Annotated in this window: 15 protein-coding genes; 3 read left to right on the top strand and 12 right to left on the bottom strand. The window is 40.3% G+C overall.

Going from position 1 to position 21665, the window contains the following annotated elements:
• Positions 1 to 30 precede the first annotated feature (30 nt).
• The 4 genes from ACVBDY_RS01545 to ACVBDY_RS01530 all read right to left on the bottom strand — a co-directional run bounded on the left by ACVBDY_RS01545 (position 31) and on the right by ACVBDY_RS01530 (position 3827).
• The gene (locus ACVBDY_RS01545) at positions 31 to 1836 is read right to left on the bottom strand and encodes an amidohydrolase (RefSeq protein WP_447173706.1); all 1806 of its coding nucleotides are present in this window, start codon (positions 1834 to 1836) and stop codon (positions 31 to 33) included.
• Positions 1837 to 1853: 17 nt separating this feature from the next.
• Entirely contained in the window at positions 1854 to 2726 is an 873-nt protein-coding gene (locus tag ACVBDY_RS01540; RefSeq protein ID WP_447173705.1) for a pirin family protein, read from the bottom strand.
• Positions 2727 to 2741: 15 nt separating this feature from the next.
• Positions 2742 to 3104, bottom strand: coding sequence for a nuclear transport factor 2 family protein (locus tag ACVBDY_RS01535; RefSeq protein WP_447173704.1), 363 nt, complete (start codon positions 3102 to 3104; stop codon positions 2742 to 2744).
• Positions 3105 to 3167: 63 nt separating this feature from the next.
• Complete coding sequence (locus tag ACVBDY_RS01530; protein WP_447173703.1) at positions 3168 to 3827, bottom strand: hydrolase; 660 nt, start codon at positions 3825 to 3827, stop codon at positions 3168 to 3170.
• Positions 3828 to 4053: 226 nt separating this feature from the next.
• Here ACVBDY_RS01530 and ACVBDY_RS01525 point away from each other — a divergent pair, with 226 nt between their 5' ends.
• A complete protein-coding gene (locus ACVBDY_RS01525; protein WP_447173702.1) occupies positions 4054 to 6180 on the top strand; it encodes a sigma 54-interacting transcriptional regulator in 2127 nt (708 codons plus the stop codon).
• 143 nt (positions 6181 to 6323) lie between these two features.
• Here the strand turns inward: ACVBDY_RS01525 and ACVBDY_RS01520 are convergent, their stop codons facing one another.
• Both ACVBDY_RS01520 and ACVBDY_RS01515 read right to left on the bottom strand, forming a co-directional pair.
• A complete protein-coding gene (locus ACVBDY_RS01520; protein WP_447173701.1) occupies positions 6324 to 7178 on the bottom strand; it encodes an alpha/beta fold hydrolase in 855 nt (284 codons plus the stop codon).
• A gap of 100 nt (positions 7179 to 7278) precedes the next feature.
• Positions 7279 to 7842, bottom strand: a complete 564-nt coding sequence (locus ACVBDY_RS01515) for a TetR/AcrR family transcriptional regulator (RefSeq protein ID WP_447173700.1) — start codon at positions 7840 to 7842, stop codon at positions 7279 to 7281.
• 49 nt (positions 7843 to 7891) lie between these two features.
• On the opposite strand from ACVBDY_RS01515, the gene ACVBDY_RS01510 reads away from it, so the two are divergent.
• Positions 7892 to 8179 carry an MDR/zinc-dependent alcohol dehydrogenase-like family protein gene (locus ACVBDY_RS01510; RefSeq protein WP_447173699.1) on the top strand — a complete coding sequence of 96 codons (288 nt, stop codon included), beginning with the start codon at positions 7892 to 7894 and terminating at the stop codon, positions 8177 to 8179.
• Between the two features lie 876 nt (positions 8180 to 9055).
• Here ACVBDY_RS01510 and ACVBDY_RS01505 read toward each other — a convergent pair.
• The 6 genes from ACVBDY_RS01505 to ACVBDY_RS01480 form a co-directional block, all read right to left on the bottom strand.
• Entirely contained in the window at positions 9056 to 9349 is a 294-nt protein-coding gene (locus ACVBDY_RS01505; protein WP_447173698.1) for a hypothetical protein, read from the bottom strand.
• Positions 9350 to 9892: 543 nt separating this feature from the next.
• Positions 9893 to 10807, bottom strand: coding sequence for an ROK family protein (locus ACVBDY_RS01500; RefSeq protein ID WP_447173697.1), 915 nt, complete (start codon positions 10805 to 10807; stop codon positions 9893 to 9895).
• 243 nt (positions 10808 to 11050) lie between these two features.
• Positions 11051 to 13123 carry a type 1 glutamine amidotransferase family protein gene (locus tag ACVBDY_RS01495; RefSeq protein WP_447173696.1) on the bottom strand — a complete coding sequence of 691 codons (2073 nt, stop codon included), beginning with the start codon at positions 13121 to 13123 and terminating at the stop codon, positions 11051 to 11053.
• A 600-nt stretch (positions 13124 to 13723) separates the two neighbouring features.
• Entirely contained in the window at positions 13724 to 15559 is a 1836-nt protein-coding gene (locus ACVBDY_RS01490; RefSeq protein WP_447173695.1) for a discoidin domain-containing protein, read from the bottom strand.
• Between the two features lie 137 nt (positions 15560 to 15696).
• Complete coding sequence (locus tag ACVBDY_RS01485) at positions 15697 to 17493, bottom strand: RagB/SusD family nutrient uptake outer membrane protein (protein WP_447173694.1); 1797 nt, start codon at positions 17491 to 17493, stop codon at positions 15697 to 15699.
• A gap of 64 nt (positions 17494 to 17557) precedes the next feature.
• Positions 17558 to 20740, bottom strand: coding sequence for a SusC/RagA family TonB-linked outer membrane protein (locus ACVBDY_RS01480; RefSeq protein ID WP_447173693.1), 3183 nt, complete (start codon positions 20738 to 20740; stop codon positions 17558 to 17560).
• A 457-nt stretch (positions 20741 to 21197) separates the two neighbouring features.
• On the opposite strand from ACVBDY_RS01480, the gene ACVBDY_RS01475 reads away from it, so the two are divergent.
• Positions 21198 to 21551, top strand: coding sequence for an ISAon1 family transposase N-terminal region protein (locus ACVBDY_RS01475; RefSeq protein WP_447173692.1), 354 nt, complete (start codon positions 21198 to 21200; stop codon positions 21549 to 21551).
• Positions 21552 to 21665: the final 114 nt, after the last annotated feature.

Below are 21665 nucleotides of genomic sequence, written 5' to 3'. Positions count from 1 at the left end.
CCCAAAAGCCTATTTCGGGCATAGCAATCTCTAGTTCTTCGTATCGTAATAGCCCCCGAAAGAGTTGAAAGGGGACCATTCGGGAAGTGTTTTGGGCAATTTCGGAGACAGTTCACTGTACTCCGCCGCACCAAAGACCACTCTTCCATCAACCACGGTCAATACGGATGAAATGGTTTTTATCTCTTCATCCGGTATGGTGAAGTAATCTTTATCGAGCAATGCAAAATCTGCAAAATGCCCCGGAATGATTTTGCCCATTTCGCCCTCCTGGTTCTCAAACCAGGTAGGTCCGACTGTAACTAATTTCAATGCTTCCTTCCTTGTTAACCGGTTATTTTTTGCAAGTATTTCAGAACCCGATACCGACTTTCCTGTAGTCATCCAGCTAATACCAATCCATGGGTTATAGGATGAAGCTCTAAATGCATCTGTAGTGATCGCAAGTGGAATTCCGCTGTCAACCAACCGTCGTAATCTTGGGGTTTGCTGTGCTTTCTCAACATTATACGTCTTTATAAATCCATCACCGTGCATGGCCATTTTCATATCCAAAGCAATACCGCCCCCCAGTTTTTTTACCCTGGCAATATTCTCGGGGGTAATCGTTTCAGCATGTTCAATGCTCCATCGTAAGCCGTCTAATGGTGTCTTATCATTTATAGTTTCCAAGACATCCAGAAAAGATGTGATATTTTCATTGTAACTAATATGTAATCGAAAGGGAATTCCATTCTCAACAAGCTTTGTAATATCTTCCCGGATATAACGGTGCATGATTTCCTCATCGATAATTACTGCCGGTCTGTCAAAATTTTCGTGGTCATGTATTTCTAATCTGAGTATTTCACCTGTACCTTCATATTCATGGCCATGTGCCAGGGTTGGATGTAGGTTTTCTCCCGGACTAACGGGAAATTTTCTTGTTACGGTGTTAATTTCTGCATCCACCAAACTGGGACTGTTGGTGTCACCAAACTGAAGGTCAATGAATGGCATCCGAATGTTCAGACGGTTTTCCTTTGCCAGCTGCTGTATTGGCGCATGTCCATGCGGATAACCATAAATACTGGCTGCGTCAACGGCCGTAGTAACTCCGAAACGGTTCATATCGTTTATAGCGTTGGTAATTGAACTAAGCTGTTCTTCCTCTGAAGGCTGCGGCACCATTAATTCCAGTGAAGCAAATGTAAATGTATACGCGTGCACCACACCTGTGTAGTTGCCATTTTCGTCCTTTTCGAATACAGTATCCGGTGAAGCCGGAAAGCGATCCGTACCCACTCCAAAAGCTTCCATCGCCAATTCATTTAAATACGCACGGTTGTAAGCATACTGTACAATGACAGGTCTGTTTGGTACTGCTTTCCTGATTTCCTGGATAGTTGGCAATCGATTTTCTTTAAACTGGTACGGCGACCAGCCACCGATCACTTTCACCCATTGGCCTTCGGGAGTTCGCTTTGCCTGCTCACTCAACATTTCCAAAGCACGCTCCAATGTAGGCACACCTTCCCACCTTACGTTGTAATTATAGCTTCTTTCATTTAGTATATGTGTATGAGCATCATTAATACCGGGGATCAGGCGTCGCCCATCTGCATCGATAAGTTTGGTACTGCTGTCTTTCAACTTTAGTATCTCAGAATCCGTGCCTACAGCATAAATTCTACCCCTTTTTACTGCCAGTGCAGAAGCTTCGGGCTTGGTCAGGCTTCCGGTGCTGATTTTTGCATTAAATACAATCATATCGGCACCGATGAATTGTTCATTGGATTGTGCACTAACGCTTACAGTAAAGATAAGTACCGTCACCAGGACGATTAGTTTTTTCATGATTTGTTGTTTTTGTGTTAAGCTTGTTTTTGATATCTTATGTTACCGTACTTTCCGGCATAAAAATCCCGGTATGCATCTGCAATCTCAGACCGACTGTTCATCACGAACGGCCCTTCAGCCACAATGGGTTCCGTATAAGGTTCTCCACCAAATAAAATAACATCAATGGCTCCCTGAAGCTTATTTTCAACAGTTATTTCCCCCGCATTCCTATCAAATTCTACAAATTCCCCTGCCTGGAACTCAGCGCCGTTAAGCATGGCGTTCTTTGCGGGCAAAAAGGCAGCAACCTCTGTGTTTTCCTCCATGGGTATCGTAAAATCCTTGCCGGGTTCTAATCTGATATGATATAAGAATTGAGTGGAATAATTAGGTATGGCCGAATGCAGATCTTCATATCCGCCCACGATCACCTTGATCCAGCCTCCATCATCAGGTAATACTTTTCGAGGGACCTCACTGGCCTGGATTGCCAGATATTCCGGCTTTTCGGCCTTGTTCTTGGCCGGAAGGTTGATCCAGAACTGAAAGGCATGCGTACGATTTCTTCCTGTCTGAGAATCCACATTTAAGGTTTCATCATGGATAATCCCATGACCCGCCTTCATCCATTGAACCCCACCGGAATGTACTTTGGCATAATTTCCGGCACTGTCAAAATGCTCGTCTTCGCCTTCTATGATATAACTCAATGTGGCAATGCCCCGATGGGGGTGTGCACCCGTACCGCTGTCCATCACAGCCGGGTGAAAACTGGGAATGATATGGTCCAGAAATACAAATGGCCCTACAGCGCCGGCATATCGATTGGGTAATATTCTATAAATGGCGAGGTCACCTATATCTGCCCGCTGTCCTTTTGTGGAAAAACTGCTTCTTTTTTTCATGTCTGGTATCTGTAATTAATCGAGAAACACATAAAGCGCTTTTATTTTGTCATGTTCAAAAACAACGATATCCATCCCTTTTTGAACAGGTGGTTTTCCTTCCGGACCCACACCCCATAGCAATCTCCCGATATCATTGTTAATAACCACCGGCTTCAGGAGACTGAACACAAAACTTTCGGGCATCTGTTGTAAAACTTCGCTAACACTTTCATTTATAGCCTTATGCCCATGTGCCTGGTGCCCCACATGAAATAAGCCACTATTGTCTGCATAAAGATTTTCAATTGCTTTAAGTCTTAATGTGCTATTACGCTCGCTCCAGACATACTTCAAATTTTTTTCCATCATTGAAGCCTGCACTACTATATTAGCCATACTTGTAATTTTTAAGTCTATAAATCAACCGGTCTTAAACAGGTTAAGACCGGTATTTTCAGATTATTGGTTGTCCTGGGGTACGGGAGTTGCCAGTAGCTGTAATTCCCAGGCTAAAGCAACACCACTTGCTCCGCCATGTTCTAAAAGAACCTCAGATATTTTTCCTGCCGTTTCTAAACGAGCCCAGTCGCGCTGCCATTCAGAAGCTACAGCCAGCCAGTTAATAGGTACTATACCGGCCTGTACCATACGGCGTACTGCCATATCATGAGCTTCTGCTGAGGTGGAACCGCATGCATCTGTAACTACAAATACATCATAATCTTCAGCTACTGCCTGAATTGCAGGCATGGCCACACATACTTCTGTCCACAACCCTGCAATAATCAGTTGTTTACGTCCACTTTCCTTGACGATATCGGTAACCTTCGGATCTTCCCAGGTATTAATGAAGGTCCTGTTGATAGGCTTTTGTTCTGGAAATACATCCTGAAGCCCTTTAATAATATAACCTCCGCGTTCTTCGATAACAGTAGTTAAAATGGTAGGTACATCAAAGGCTTTTGCAGCTTTTGCAAGTCCAATCGTGTTATTTATTATTAGGGTAGGTTCATGACTGTTCAGATTGGTAAACTGAAACGGTTGGTGATCGATTAATACAAGGAAACTGTCTTCGGGCCGAAGAAGTCCTTCGAGTCCGGCTTTTGGCGTTTTGTTCATGATGTTTAAATTTTTAAATGTTTTGTTAAATTATAACCGTCCCTTAACACGATAGTTTTAAAGTTCGGAACGGCTATTTCCAGGTATCAGTAAGCTACTTTTGTGCCACAAACTTAATTAACTGTAAATCAAATAATTAATTAGAAGGGTGGCAATGTATTTAATTCCGTTTTTTCATAAATTTCTATTATATTTGAATTTTCACCCCGTTTTAAAAACTCAGAGAATGAACTATAGTTTCGATGATTTGCATATAAAAGGATGGCTGGTTGACCAATTACCCTATGAGGTCGTATGGATAGGTTCGGACAGCAAAATCCTTTATGCCAACGCCAAGTTTTGTAAGAAACTGGGATATAGCCGAAAAGAGTGTACCGGCTTACTTGTCTCGGACATCAACATCACAGTTACCCCGGAAAGCTGGAAAAACCATTGGGACGAGGTCATCGAAAAAGGGAGTGTTAATTTTCAAGCCACACATAAAACCAAAGCAGGTAAATTTTATGAAGTGGAGGTTTATGTTCAACATTTCTCATATGATGGAAAAAGTTATTTGTGCGGGGTGGTCTATGAATTAAAGGAGTCCAGTTTTTATAAAAACTTAATTGACAATACCCATTCGCTGGCCAATGTAGGTGGATGGGAGTTAAACCTACAGGATGGGTCCATTATAGCCACTACTTGTGCCCTAACTATTTTAAATGCCGAAACCCCGGAAGATTTAATCCCGTCAAAAGTCACCACCAGGTTTAAAGACAGCGACAGGGTCAGGTTCTTACTCGGGCAGGTCATCAGAAAAGGGATTACTTTCGACGAATTACTGGAAACCAGGGATTCACCGCCCCGGTATATCCGGGCGGCCGGCAAGCCTATTTTAAAAGGGGATAAAATTTATAAGATACTGGGGGTTTATCAGGATGTGACCGAGATCAAGCACAAGGAAAATGATTTAAAACTTTATAAAGCTGTAATTGACAATGCACAGGATTTAATTTATGTCTATAATGAAAAAGGGGATTTGTTGCACTATAGTGAATCATTAATTGACAAGCTGGGATTTAGTAAGAAAGAGCTCAATCAAATGAGTATGTTTGAAGTGGATAAATCTATTACGAAAGAATTTTTTGAATCACATTTTAAGGAGCTCATAGAAAAGGGGTTACATCGATTTGAATGGATAATTTCCAGAAAAGACGGCACCAAGTTTACAGCTGATATAACAGCAAGCCATATAAAGTATAACAATGAAGATTTCAGTTGCGCTGTAGTACGTGATATTACTAGAAAAAAAATGCGTGACTTGCAGTTATATGAGGCTTTAGAAGAAATCAAATCCTTAAAGGAACGTCTGGAAGATGAGAACGAATATTTAAAAGAAGAAATAAGTAATAAAATCAATTTTAACAGTATCATATGTCAAAGCGAAGCCTATAGGAGCGTACTGAAAAAAGTAGATCAGGTAGCCCTTACCGAAACGACGGTACTAGTTACAGGAGAATCCGGTACAGGAAAAGAATTATTAGCCCGAGCCATCCACAGCAATAGTAAAAGGAAAGAACATCCCCTAATTAAAATCAACTGTGCCACACTGCCGAAAGACCTTATTGAAAGTGAATTGTTCGGTCATAAAAAAGGAGCTTTTACAGGAGCGATTACCAATAAGCCAGGTAAATTCACTCTTGCCGATGGCGGGACCATTTTTCTGGATGAAATAGGAGAACTGCCGCTGGAATTGCAACCTAAACTCCTACGGGTATTGCAGGAAGGTGAATATGATGAGTTGGGCGGCACAAAAACCATAAAAGTCGATGTCCGGATCATTGCTGCAACCAACAGGGATTTAAAGGAAATGATACGTGAAGGTCAATTCAGGGAGGATCTTTATTACCGCTTGAATGTATTCCCTATCCACAATATTCCACTACGGGCCAGAAAAAATGACATCCCCTTACTAGCACAATTTTTTTTAGAAAAATATTCCGCTAAAGCCGGAAAACCCTTTAAGCGTTTATCAAAAGATACCATTGACAAGCTCATGAACTATAATTTTCCCGGCAACATCAGGGAACTTGAAAATATAATTGAGCGTGCTGTAATAGTGGAGAATGGTCCAACTTTAAAGCCGGGAAGCTGGATACCTGAAAAAGATATTGTAGCTTCAACCAATGACTTTAAATCCTTTGAGGCCATTCAAAGAAATTATATTATTGAAGTGCTCGATCATACCAACTGGCGTGTCAGCGGGCCGAATGGAGCCGCAAAAATATTAAAGATGAAGGACAAAACCCTATTTGCCAAAATGAAACGTTTGGGCATTGAAAAACATGTTGGTTTAAAAGCATCACCAGATTGATTAATACGTTGAACCTTATTCATCATTGATTCTCAGTAAGAAAAAAAGCCGCCTCAAAAATTTTAGGACAGCTTTTTTCAAAGGTTTATCCGAAATGGCACCTAGAACTCAACTCATCGCAATAGTAAGACAAATAGCACAATCTATTTTACTACTGACTTCATAAATGATCTGATTTTTTTAATAATCGCTTCCCCTTCTTCTTCCAGGGCAAAATGCCCTGTGTCGTAGATATTGTAGTCTATTACTTTTACATCCTTTTTAAAGGCAGCTGCCCCGCTTTCCGGGAAGTATGCGTCATTTTTGCCCCATACAATCAAAAGCGGCGGTTGATGATCCCTAAGGTATTGTTGCCATTTAGGATATAGTTTCACATTGTTCTGATAATCATACCACAGGTCAAGATTTACCTTATGCGCCCCCGGGCGGGACATTCTGAGGTAATCCAAATGCCAGGTATCAGGATTTACGTTTTCCGCATTTTTGGTTCCGTGGGTGTATTGCCACTTTAAGCCATCTAATGTAAATGCAGGTAACAATACTTTTTCAGTTGCTTCACTTCTATTGGCCCAAAGGTCTCTAATAGGTTTCCATTCTTCTCCCAGACCTTCGTCATAAGCATTCCCGTTTTGATTTATAATAGCGGTAATCCTTTCCGGATGTTTTGTTGCTATCCTGAATCCTATAGGTGCCCCATAATCCTGGATCATAATTGCATAAGAATCCAAGCCCATTTTTTCTAAGAAAGCATCCATGGTATCGGCTAAATTATCAAAGGTATATTCATATTCTTCAGGAGAAGGAAAATCACTATTTCCATATCCCGGATAATCTGGCGCAACCAAATGATACTCATCCGCTAATTCATTCAATACTTTTCTGTATTGGTGGGAGGAAGCCGGATAGCCGTGTAATAATACAATAGTAGGGTTATCCGGATTTCCCGCTTCTCTGTACGCTATTCTAAGGCCATCAATTTTAATTTCTCTAAATTTCATTTTCTCCATGATTTAAGTTAATACTCGTGTCGATTTTGACTCAAAAAATGTTTAATAATATTATTTACCGAAAGTTCGGTAAATAATGACGACAAAAAATTTATATCTCTAAGTATCGATTTTCGATATTCTGCAACGTCTTTCCAAAGACTTTAGTATCGTCTAATGTCCTGGTAAGAATAAGGCTCCCCTGTATCTCAATCAATGTTTGCATCGCATATTCCCGGGCAGTTTCCGGGGATAATTGAAAGGCGATCCCCAGTTCGGTAAAAGTATCCAGCCATTCTTTCATACCTTCATAAATATTCTGCCGGAACAAATGCAGCCCGGTTTTCATGGAAAAGGCATTCAGGATACATGTTTCCTCCCCTTCTCCATACAATTTTCTGATTTGCAATAATCCGTTTTTAAGTCGTATAGACGGTTTATCTGCCGTATTTCTTAATGCGTGAAAAACATTTTCCCGAACCCATCTATCCAGATACATTAAAACCGATGCTGCCATCTCCTGTTTCCCGTCAGGAAACCTATGGTAAAGGCTTGCCTTCTTCAAGCCTGTTTCTTCGGACAATTCTTTTAGACTGGCGCCCTCATATCCCACAGAACGAAACACTTTGGCCAAACCGTTTATTACTTCTATGTCTAATACTTTTTGTGGTCTCATGGGGCAAATATAAAACAAATTTTATATTTTACCAAACGTTCGGTAATTATTGAGTGAATTAAATGATACGGCGCATGGCGAAAAATATGCTCTTGCAGGACTGTCTAAAGGAAATCTGGTCTATAACCACCCGGAAATACATGCCAGAGAAACAACCCCGATGTGCAGCAGAAATGCTATATTAGAAGATTTTCAGTTCGTGATTGATCATATCCGTGAATTCCCTACGGATGCTTTTGTCACACACGAGGTTCCTTACCTGGACATCCCTACGCATTTTGATCAATGGACAGATCCCAGCTCCGGGACCATAAAAGCTATGGTGAGCTTTAAATAAACGCAGGAATCCGGGATCGTAATGGAAATTCAGCTTGAAACACTTACTATCCATATAGCGTTATCAATAGGTTATTGATGATAGGCATTCGGTAGGGTTAGGAGGTAATCACCAAATATCCTTTATATCACATATCAATTCAAATTAATGTTACTCCGAAAGTTCACATAAAAGTTCCGAATCTTCCAAAAATGGGTTCGGGAGCTGTATCCTTCGGACTGTCTCAAAAAAGACAAGCCCCCGGGAGACCGGGACAATCGGGACTAAAGAGCGGGAAAAACGGCCATTAAAGCAATCCCTTTGACACCGGAAGTAGTTGGTTTAGCGGCTAACCCATTCCCTTGAGCCGCTAAACAGGTTACTTTGACGGCTAAACTGATTAGGTGGACCGCTTAACCAAATACGTTAACCGCATAACCAGTTGGTTTAGCGGCCTAACCATTCCCTTGAGCCGCTTAACCGGTTGCTTTGACGGCGTAACCATTCAGGTGGACCGCTTAACCAAATACGTTAACCGCAGAAGTAGTTGGTTGAGCGGCTTAACTATTCCCTTGAGCCGCTTAACCGGTTACTTTGACGGCGTAACCATTCAGGTGGACCGCTTAACCAAATACGTTAACCGCAGAAGTAGTTGGTTTGACGGCTTAACCATTCCCTTGAGCCGCTTAACCGGTTACTTTGACGGCGTAACCATTCAGGTGGACCGCTTAACCAAATACGTTGACCGCGGAAGTAGTTGGTTGAGCGGTCAAACCAATTGCCTGTGCCGTGTACACAAATGCAAAAGCGGCGAACTTAATCAAGTTCGCCGCTAACCGGGTTGCTTTAGCCGCTAACCCAAACCGGTTCGGTGTTGACGCATTCCCTTAAATGGCCCTATCCGGGCTTGCCGGGGAATAAAAGTCTCAGCAGTTTCCGCCACCGGAAATGCTTCCGGATGACCCGGGCAAGGACGATAAAGACCAGGACCGCTATGGCGATCAACCACCATCGTGGGCTGGTAGCACCGGTACGCTGTACGGCCCTGGCTTCGTACTGCCGGGCTTCCCGGGTATGGGTGCTGTCCCGCAGGTTGTGTTTTTCCTGTAAGGTATGGCTATGGTGTTGGTTTTGCAACGCATCATAAATATTTTGGAGTTGATCTAAAATCAAAAAAGTCCGCAAACCCATGATTTACAGATTTTTAAGTGATTTTGTTTTTTCAAAAAGCGGTCCGGACGGGACTCGAACCAAGCTTATAACAATCTTATAATCCATTTTTTATATTCACGTCTTTTCCCTACTCACCGGATTACTCACCACATTTATTCGGACGTTTGCTGCATATGCTATACAAAAATACTGGTAATTTTTGGAAGTTGAAAATAAGTACTATTTTTTTAGTTATCGATCCCCTATTTTCCATCTTGAACTTTGTCCTTTACATGGGAATATCCTAAAAAAAATTGAAACCGGATGACTTTAAGGTTTCCTTTTGCAGGTTTACATTTCCTTGATGGTCATTCTGTAGGCTTCCCTAAAAATGTAGGGAAGCCTACAATAAAGTTTCCCCTAGTTGTCTTAAGCTCGTGAAGCATTAATCCATAAACTAATGATAAAAGTGAATGTTGTAAAAAAAGGAAAGCTTACATTTAAGGGGAGGGGAGCAATAATTAAACAAATCTAAAATAGAACATTCAAAAAAAGTTTGAACATATTATTTTTAAAATAATTTTATATCACAGGTAATTCGTCTTTGACCTGATTCCAGAATACATTATCAAAAAGATATGCTGAGCCTATAATACTGGCTTCCTCAGTGTTTTCTATAACAGTCACAGAGACATTCTGATGTAGCCATTTTTTATAGATGGCAGGCAAAAAATAGTGATGAGCCTTTGCTATACTTCCTCCTATCACCAACAAATCAGCTCCGAACTTTTTCAGATACGGCATTAGAAACACATTTACATTTTCTGCGAATTCTTCAAAAATTCCCGTAGGATCTATATCCTTCAATTCTAGAAGTTCTTTGACTCCAATAATTTCATTTTTCCCGGAAAGTTCTTTATATCGAGAAAGAAACCATCTCGTGGAAAAATAATCGTCTGCTATCCCATCAAGAAAATCCTTATCCCACAGGTAGCCACCTTCGGGAACATTTTTTTCATGAACCATTGGAAGACCATTCTTAAGAAAAGTAGCCCCGAAACCGGTCCCAAAGGTTACAGCCACTATCCGCTGCCTGTTTGCGCCTTTATTTATGTAGATCGCCCCAATACCAAAAGAAGTAGCATCATTCAGAAAACGAATTGGTAATTCCTGGTTTAAAAACGACGGTAATTCGTTTAACACAGATACACCATAAAGTGATTCATACTTGTCATTCCTTTTAAAGAGGGCTATGCCTTCCTTATAATGGAATGGACCAGGTATAGCTATCCCCACACCTAAAGGCTGTTCATTTTTCAAAGATTCCAAGCTCTTATTAATCACATAAGCCCATTTTAGAAAAATTTCTTTCTTGGTGGCCTTACTGTTAACATCCCCACGAAAATAAGTTCCGGGAATGATTTCTGATCTTTCCATATCAACTGCAGCACTGCTAATATGACTTCCTCCTATATCTACTCCAATAGTTACTGGCATTTTGTGATTCCTTGTCGTTTTATTATTCCTTAAGTTATAAAGTAAGTTTTAACCATCTGTTTTCAAGAGGATTTTCGATAAGTGAAAAAGGTTTGTCATTTTGTGTTGCCCCTCTATTTTTATTTGGTTTGTAATCCATAATAAATGCCAACTTACCTTTGAAAACTACATACCTATGAGATACAGGCAATTAAAAATAGTAAACTACTTTTCTCTATTTCATCAAACTTTTTTGGGTGATTTTCATAAGCTGAACTTCACATGTATCCCTTCAGGGGTATTATCAAATTGTAGATAATACGTTTTCGAATAACTGTCCCAACTTGAGCCTACAGGAGAAATCTCCTTGCCCTCCGATTTTTCCAATACCACTCTTTGAGGTTTTGATGGAAGAAAGACACGTATGCTGTTTACCGTGTTTACCGGGCCTTTACAGGTAAATGTATATATCCCATTTCCCGATTGTTCGTCGGATATACGGGCTGCCGAAGCCACTACTGCAGGTTGCTTTTTATCATAGACATAATTAAGATCGTACAGAAATGCCTGTTCTCCGGGAACAACTGTTTTTTCCGTAAGCACAGGCAACAACGGATCAAATAGATCTACCACCGGACCATCAGAAAAATACATTGCTTCATTTACCCCCTCATCCATCACCGCAATAATTCTGTATGGTCCTCTTTGAAGAGCCATATTGTTCTTTAACAACAGTTTTTCGCCATCTTTTTCAAAGGCATGCTTTATGGTTTCCACAAAATTTTCATCCCCGCCTTTTTCCATAACAAACTCACTGGGATTTTTCCGGATCACGAAAACAGCACCTTTACCAACTTTATACCCCCCTTCACCGGCTTGTTCCGGAATCCCCAGATGTTTGAACAGGTTTTCCGAAGGAGTATTAAACTTTAGGTTGTTACGATTCCACCATTCCATTACTTCCTGATAAGGGTCATCATCTCTCCCGGTATAGATTATTAATCCTCCATTCCTTACCCATTTATTCAGGTTTTTATGAACGTCTTCGGAATGAGGTTTCATATTGGAGTAACTCATCACAAGAACTTTGATATCCTCCAATGTTTCTTTGTAGCCAAGGTTCTCCATATGTACGATTTGAACAGGAATGCCCCGTTTTAACAAAGGCAGGGTCTGTCCGTAGAAATTCGAAAACTGGGGATCATCAAAACCTTTATGAGTCGGGAACCTCTGGAACATCATGGAATTGCCCATTAGCACACCAATACTATTGGTACCATTTATCTTGTTACCGGATACAGGCATCTTAGTCAAAGCATTGATCATGACCTGCATTTGTGTGGAGTACTCGTGAGGAATTAACACTTGCTCATCGGTATATGCTACCCGATAGGGTCTCGTGTAAATACGTTCGGGCCATGGCATTACCTCGTAATTATTCACCCCTGGATAAAGCAATTGCGCGATAAAAGTAGCTTGATAGTTCTTTTTATAATCGTCCCAATCTTTTCTACGGTCTTCAATGGGGTCTGTTAGGAAAAATATCTTCCTACCTGTGGGGACCGTCATGGAAACCATAGAACCGTATTCCAGGAAAGCGTTCTCAAAGGTTCTTTCTTTAAGTATTCCGTTAAAATAAGTAGGTTCCCGAGAGGTACCTGTCCACACCTGCGCGATATAACCATCTATACCGGGTAAGGATGCCAGGCTGGCTTCCGGACTGACAATATTCCATGACGAATAATTGACCAGCGAATGTGTTGGAATGTAGACTTTAACATCCATTCCTTTTTCCCTTCCATATTTTTTTGCGTATTGTGAAACTTCATCTATGGTTTTGTAATATAAATGATATTTCAGCTTATTGGACAACCAGGTATTTTCCGCAGACTTATGCTGAGCCCTCCAGTTAAAACCATAAAAATCCCTCCATTCTTCTCTAAATGCTGTACTATACCCTCCTCTGGCCCAAAATTCGGGTTCCTCCAAATAAATGGAAGTTATTCCAGCATCTATAACCCTTTCAATCACCTGTTCCTTTATATAATTTATAAAACTCTTCTGTGGAACAATATAAGGCACGTTATGTCCATGCCAAATGGTATCCCCATCAATTTCCACCTGGCCTTCGTCAAAATGTTTATGACCATCCCACCGGCCCATAAAATAATCCTGATAGGCGCCCCAAGCAATTCCGGTCATGAAATGGGTGTTATATCCTTTTACACGCCAGGATTTTACACGATCTTCAAAGGCGGGTTTCTGTGTTTTATCCGACGGATTTCCGTTTACTCCGTAAATTATAGCCACGTCTGACCGGATGTCAATTTCTGGCATCCAGGGACTGGCGGTTTGAAAAACAGTTTTTTCCCTTTCATTACTGTCTTGTCCAATAATAGCATTCTGCGCCAAAACTGAACCTAAAAAACTATTAAGACAAAAGAAAACTGTTGTAAGTATTTTTTTTATAAACATTTGAATTACTTTTTTACACTATTTTGATTCATCGGCTTGAAGCTGGTATTTTTATGAAAAATATCAACGATAATCCTAACTTTTTAATTCTTAAATAAGCATTCATTCCCGTGTGGTACAGGCTGGTCTGGACCTGATCTATAAATTTTTATCAGGTTGGAAGGCCATAAACATTTTGTTAAAAGTATTAAACATCACCGCTACATCGGTCAAAGTAAACAATTCGATTCCTGTTTCTTCTTCAGGTTTTCTATAGATGGTGTTTTAGATTTGTTGTCTTCAATGTCACATCCACCCATCAATGGAATAGATATTAACCATCAGAATATTTTCGAATATATTCCTTTCGTTTAATCTTAAAGCTGAGGTCAAAGTTCTGTAGCTTTTATCAATTGGTTTGATTTAATCGTAAAAAGGGTCCGCCGGATTTTGGATTATATCCCGACGGACCGAAAATCATAATTATTCTCCTAACAAACGCCATTCTGCCAGTTGTAAGCCATCACTTCCATTATTTTCCTTGATATACAATCTATAAAACCTATATGTGGTTTCATTGGATATAGTAAATGTTTTGGTCTGGTACCTTTCGCCAAAGCTTTGATTTTCTCTGACATCTATGGCAGTCCAGTTTTCTTCGTCATCCGAACCGGCAAGTTCCCAGTTTTTAGGATCTCTTTCCTGTGCATCGTTGGCTGATGTCATTGTATACTCCGTCACTGCCTTTGCTTCTGTAAATTCCTGTTGCATCCAAAAATTGATATCTGGAGAAAAGCCTCCTACAAGAAATTTAGTATTGACATTCCCATCAATAACTTTAAACGAACCTTCCTCACCATTTGGCCCATCATTATTGTCCTTGCTTACTTTAAGGCTAGAATCTTCGGTAAAATCTTCAGGCCCTGAAGGAATGATTGCTTGGACTACAAGCAATCTCCATTCGCTTAACTGCATCGCATCACTGCCATAATTTTCCTCAATATGAATGCGATAATATTGATATGCTGTTTCATTTTCAAAACTGAATTCCCTCGTCTGGTTTCTTTCCCCAAAGGTGTGATTGGTACGTGTGTCAAGTATGACCCAATTTTCCATATCATTTGAAGCAACGAGTCTCCAATTCTTAGGATCACGATCCGGTGCATCATTCCCGGATGTAAAAGAGTATTTATTTATAACCATAGGGATAACAAATTCCTGTTGCATCCAGAAATCTATGTCTCCGTGAAATCCACCAACAAGAAATTTTGTGTTCGTATCACCATCTACCAACTTTGAGGATCCTTCCGATCCATCGGAGCCTCCACCATTTTCATGACTAACAGTTAATGTAGCCTCATCCGTCAGGTCTATTGTTTCTGAGGCAGGGTCGAAAGGATAGTTGAGATCAGGAAAATCCGCACGTGCCCGGAGTAGTTCTATTTCAGTCTCATCTGTCCAACCGAAAGCCGCTTCTGCCATGGATTGGAGATCCTTACCTGTTGCTCCACTAAAAAAATGGATTAGTTCTCCCAAATTAAGGTTCCTGGCATAAGAATCTCCATTTATCGGATATTTCTCCGAGAGGAGTCTAAAGAAATTACTAAATATACGCACTCCTTCATAATCTTCATAAAGAGGATAAAACCAGTCTCTGAACCAATAGGTATCTTCGGAAGGATACGAAACCGAAGCTGCCATAGCCTTGTCATAAATTCTCTGGGCATCACCTTCCATTTCCAGAATTCTATAAAGGTCGTATAGGAAAATATAAACGAACTGATCCTGCCATACTTCACTTACCGGTGCTCCTTTTACACCGTAAACGGAATTTTCTACAAGTTCTTCCATAATTAGTATTATCTTATCAGTATTGATCGTGTTCATTTCTTCACCTTCCAGGGAAAAATCAATCAGACTTTCAAAATCCAGTACGTCATCTAAAAATGTGGCATAATAATTATCCGCGTAAAGATCCTTATGAACTGCAACAAACAATCTGCTGTCATTATCTCCAAATGTCCCATAAGTGTTAAGTATATATTCCCAAGATTTACTTATGAAATCAAAAGGCCAGGTGATCTCCCTGTCAACTTCGCCACTGTAATAAATAGCCACATAACTATCAAAATATTGTCGTTTAAGATCCGAATCATGGTCATTCCATTCTTCGGATATTCCTCTGATAGGAGCTCCCGGCGGATCATTGTTTACTACAGAATCGGGTCGTCCTTCCATATCCAAAACATTATCGTCTGCACACGAAAACGGTAATGAAAACAGTCCTATAGCAATAACCATGTATATATATTTTTTCATGATATCGTTTTTGTTTAATAGTGTTATAAAAGACCTTAATTTTCAATTTTATTTTTCTCTCATCAAAATATTTTAGTTTAAAAGAGGCCTTCCCTTTTCAGATGAAGAACCAAATCAAACTATATCAAATCAAAATCTCACCAACCTGTATTCTGTATCAGATCCGGATTACTATTAAGCTCATCCTGAGGTATAGGCCACAGGTAATGTCTTTTATTGAATACACGCTCTTCGAAAATTACTTTATTGTAAAAATCAGCTTCGTCCGGGGCATTGATATCCATACTATGGAATGATCCTGCAAAGGTTTCTTCTGCTATTTTCCATCTTCGTACATCGAAATACCTTATACTTTCAAAGGCAAATTCAATTCTTCTTTCCTTGCGAATAGCCTCCCTCATAGCCTCCTGGTTCGAAGGCACTTCAAGGTCTGCAGAGCCATATTCGGGAATACCTGCTCTTTCCCTGATAAGATTTACATATTCCAGGATATCCGGGTTTCCCGGATCGTATTCATTCAATGCCTCGGCATAATCCAGGTAAATTTCGGCTAGCCTCATATATGGAATACTGCGTTCGCTGTTTCTCCAATCTCTGGGGGGAACATTCTTTCTTACAATATAGCCGGTAGGGGGATAATCATTTGCCCCTGCCTGCCTGCCTGAATTACCTCCGTACCAGGTAGTAGTTATGACATCTCCAAAGTTCCGGGTGATCCACAAACTGTTGTTATATGTAACTCCGACATAGAACCTCGGTTCACGATTTATCCATTGATTAAAAGTTGATCTTGTCTGAAAGTCAAAAGGTGCCTGAAAATCTGAAAATCCGGTTTCCAGGTATCCGGACCCAGGATCATCTATCGATTTTCCATTATTCATAAAATAAGCATCAACCATTTCCTGAGTAACACTAAGTCCACCGGCACCGCGAACTTCTGTCGGATACCCTAGGTGATATGGTGTACAATCGTAATGATAAGCAATACCACCACGAGGCCTTGAATAGATCATTTCTTCATTAAAATCATCATACATAACTTCCCGGCAGGATAAATACGGATTATAAGATCCGTCGTTATTATAAACTTTATAGAGTCTGAATGTATTGGGAGTAAATTCATCGATAAAAGTTTTGGCCGCATTAGCTGCTATCTGCCATTTGTTTACGTCATAACTTTGTGGAACAAGATTTTGTCCTTCGCCATTCTGCAAGGTGGCGTAATCCTGATTGCCATTAAATAAAGGACTTGCATAAAAAAGTAAGATCTTTGCCTTAATAGCCATGGCAAAAGGACGACTCATCCTACCAGCTCTATCTCCACTAAAAGCAACTCCTCGAAGTTCTTCTGCTCCTTTATCTAGCTCACTAACAATATAATTTACACATTCCTCTATGGTATTCCGCTGAAGTCCAAGTTCCGCCAGATTTGCGTCCGGAGCAATAGGTTCTTCTCCCATCAGGATCACAGGGCCATAGATTCGGATGAGATTGTAATAATAAAATGCCCTTAATACCCTGGCCTCTGCTACCAATCGTTTTATAATTTCCTCCGTACAATCCTGACATTGATCGATATTTTGCATAAACGTAGAAGCTGATCGAATGGCCCTGTAAAAATTAGACCACAAAGAACTCACATGTCCCGTAGTAGGATTCCAGTCTCCAATATTCAGGGCATTTCCCAAATGGAAAGACCATACATATTCTGCTTCATCAGACCCTCCTGTCCATGGACCTGAATTACTGGCGGTATATCTTTGATCCATCTCACTGGGTATGTGATCGTAAATAGCAGTCAGATATTCTTCTACCGTACTTCTCTTGGAGAAAGTCTCTTCGAATGTAAGACGGTCATCGGGAACCTGGTCCAGATAATCATCGTTACACGATACAGTAATTACCGCCAGCAATAGTATTATTATTTTTTTCATTGCTTTATCATTTAAAGTATTCATTCGTGTTGTTTTTATTTGCGCTGTTTTCATGATCTACCTTTTAGAATAAAACATTAACACCTATAGATATAACAGAAATATTGGGATATACACCACCGTTTGATTTTGGTGAATTATCCCCGGAGGAATTTAATTCCGGGTCCCACAAATCAAAACTGCTAAAAGTGAGAAGGTTGGTTCCTCTAAGGTAAAAGCGGATATTTTCAAGACTGATCTTATCCGCAATATTCTTAGGTAGCGTATATCCGATTTCGGCAGTTTTTAACCTTAAAAAATCTATATCTCTAATCCACCAGGTACTTTCCTGGGTGTTGTTGTTCTGCCCTAATCCCGTATCTCCATAGGATAATCTTGGATATAATGCATATGGATCATCGTTTTCGGGTGTCCACCGGTTAACTGCAACGGTATAAAGATTTCCAGTACCTCCACCACCGACAAACGGATGGATTCCAGATCTACCTAGCATAATATCAGCCTCGGCCTGGCCCTGAAAGAAAACACTAACATCAAATCCTTTATACTCACCGGTGATTCCGAAACCATAGGTCAGGGCGGGAACATCTCCCTGACCGATCTCTCTCTGATCATAAGAATCGATTTGTCCATCCCCATTCAGGTCCTTATACTTAACATCTCCGGGCATGATCTGTCCGAACTGATCGGGGAAGTCATTGTCATCAGGCGTAATGAAGCCATCATTATTTGTATCATCTGCCAGTGTATACAAACGTTCGGCTACATACCCAAACCTCGCAAGTAATGGTGTACCCCGTCGGTTCTGCCATTCATATAATTGTTCTGGCTGACCGTTTTCAATAATCTCATTCCGGTTATAAGAAAAATTTCCTCGAAAACCCAACCGGAATTTCCCGAAGTTCTGATTGTAAGTTACGGAACCGTCAAACCCCTTATTTTCAACTATGCCAAGATTTCCATAAGGATCCGTTGTCAAGCCTATATAATTCGGAAGATCCCCTCTCTGAAGAAATGCTCCTTCGGTGCGTTCTTTAAAGAGGTCAAAAATAATCTGGAGCTTACTTTTGAACATATTCAATTCAAAACCAAGATCCTGTTTTCTGGATTCGGCCCAGGTTACATCTACTCCATAATAAGTTTCTCGTATCCCAGGAGTAAATTGAATACTTTCGCCATAATCAAATCCATAGTCATTATTTCTTTCTACCCGATTCAAATAGGAAAATCTTCCTGCTCCTGAATCAGCCCCTACTAAACCATCAGAATATCGGATTTTAAGATAGTCAATCGATTTAGTTAAAGGTTCAAAAAACTTTTCATTAGAAACTACCCATCCCACTGCAATTGAAGGGAAAAATCCATAACGATTTTCAGGAGCAAAGTTTTCGGAACCGTTATAACCGGCGTTTACCTCAAAAAAATAGCGGTTATCATAACTATAAGTTGCACGCCCGGCCAGTCCTTGATTTCTGAATGGTATTGACTCCGTGAAATCATCTGCAAAAGCATTTACATAGTCTGAGCGGTTGAAAAGCAGTAGTCCACTTACGCTGTGCTTCCCGAAATCGCGATTGTAATTAAAACTCGTTTCCAGATAGAACCTGCGATTTCCTCCATTATCTCTGCCATATCCAAGGAAATTTTGACCTGTATAGGTTTCATTCAATAAAAGTTCCCCATCTTCAGTATATGGAAAGTTCTGGTCTACAAAATATGTATTTTCTCTTTTTGATCGTGTAATAAACTGCTCATTATAAGAATCAAAGGCGAACATCCCGGACCAGGATAATCCTTCGGTAATAAAACTTAATTGCTGATCGATTCGAAGATTTGAATAGATCTGGTTTTTATTTTCATTTCTGTATCCTCGTTTTGCAACGTCGGCATAGGGGTTTCTGAGTCCGCCGTTTGAACTTTTCCCGGGAACATAACCGCCCGGATATAAAACTGGATACTCCACGGGCGGGGCTTCCATTGCAGCACTGAAAACACTCCCTACCCCCGCCCCCGGATAGGTTCCTTCCGAGAGATAGCCCTGGATTCCAACATTTACTTTAGTAGTTTTGGTAATGTCCAGGGTTAAATTGGAAGTAAAGTTATATCGCTTAAACCGGGTATCGGAATCATAGCTTTCCAGTCCGTCAGTGACAAACAATCCGGTTTCATCATAATATCCCAATGAAACATAATACACTGCATCCTCAGCGCCTCCCGTTACATTTACCGATGCTCTGCGGTTCCGTCCGAAGTCCTTAAAAACCGCATCCATCCAATCGACATCAGGATAGAGAAACTTGTCAGTTTTATTTACTGTATTCTCTATATAGGTTTCAGAATATCTGGGCTCCTGTCCCCTTGTTATCAAGGCTTCATTGGCCAGGTGCATATACGTTTCTCCATCGGCCAGATCGGGCATATTGGTAAACGAGGTCCATCCTTCATTATAATCGACTGAGACTTCCGGTTTTCCTATTTTGCCCCTTTTTGTCTCAATAAGAATCACGCCGTTTGCTCCCCGGATACCATAGACAGCAGTTGCCGAAGCATCCTTAAGAATTGTGAAGGAGGCGATATCCCGTGGATCTAAATTATCCAAGGAACGTTGTACCCCGTCTACGAGTATTAACGGCCCCGCATTCGTAAAAGTTGAAATACCCCTTATCCAAATATCGGCTCCATCATACCCAGGCAAGCCGTCACGTTGTACACCGGTTAAACCTGCTACCCTACCGGCAAGCATGGTGCCTATATTAGCTACCGGCTGTTCCAGTTCTTCTGCTTTGACGGAAGACTGAGCTCCTACCACGCTGATTTTCTTTTGTGTTCCATACCCTACGAGTACAACCTCATCAAGCGACTGAACATCGTCTTCCATTTGAATGTCGATCTCCGTTTGGTTACCTACGGTCACTTCCTGAGTACGCATCCCCACATAGGAAAATATCAGGACCGAACTCTCTCCATCCACTTCTATCGTATACTCTCCATCAAAATCGGTCTGCACTCCATTAGTCGTGTTTTTTTCCCTTACGGAAACACCGAGTAGGAGCACTCCATTACTGTCTTTAACTGTACCTGTAACAGTCCTAGAATCTTGTTGAAAGCTGCTTGCTAAAACGTTTTTGCTATTGCCTAACAAAAAAAGAACAAAGATCAATAAACACTGAAAAGTCCTTTTGCGATGACATGCAGTTTTCCTTCTGCATTTTTCGTATGCAGAATTCAAAATATTAAATTTTCTCATTAAAGTGTGGTTTTGATTAGTTAATATATTTTTAACATTTAACGAATATACTAAAACGATTTAGTATATTTGATTTAATTTCATAAAAAATTAAACATATCAACATAATATACTTTATAAAATATCAAAACAACACTTAAATTGGTATTAAAAAATCATTTTCATATTTTAATAGCAAAATTAACAACTACATAATTAATGAAATATAACGCAATTTTTATCATAAAATAATACAAAATAAAGTAACTAGAAAGAACCTAAATTACAACCTCCCTTACATATAGCTTTTGTTTATGTATTCCCATAATAGAAATTAGTGAAAAATCAATATAATATTTTACAAAGAAGGTTGGAGGATTTGTAGCCTTACCCTTCTCCAGGTAGGCTTTATCTGGATCAATCTCAAAAGTTGTGGGGAAATTGGCGTAAAGGTTCGATCTTTGCAAAAACACACACCTTGGACAATTATCTTGACTTTATAAAAATGGTCTTGCCCTCTTTTCTGGTTGACCACTTTGATTTGATAAAAAGCGAAAAGCATGGTGAAGTAATGCATCTTTATTTTGAGGAGCGCAACACCCCTCCAAAAGAGAACTCTTTCGGTCGATTAATGTCTAAGGGCTTCCATAAAGAGATTACCATCCAAGATTTTCCCTTACGAGGACATCGTGTTTTTTTACATGTTAAGCGCAGGAGATGGTTGGATCAGGATAGTGGAAATGTAATTGAAAGAGATTGGAATTTGGTAGCGCAGGGCACTCGTATGACAAAGGAGTTTGCTGCTTTTTTAAAAGAAATTAGTCGATACTAAGGCTTCAGACTTCCATACTATTGGATTTTTCTATGGCGTAAACGGGAAGAAACTCCAACGTCAATATAAGGATTACATGAGTGATTTTATGTCCTGGAATCAGAAGTCACATGC

Source organism: Sinomicrobium halophytocola (assembly GCF_052983395.1).
The sequence above is the reverse complement of the archived record's forward strand: the minus strand, read 5'-3'. Positions and strand labels throughout refer to the sequence as shown.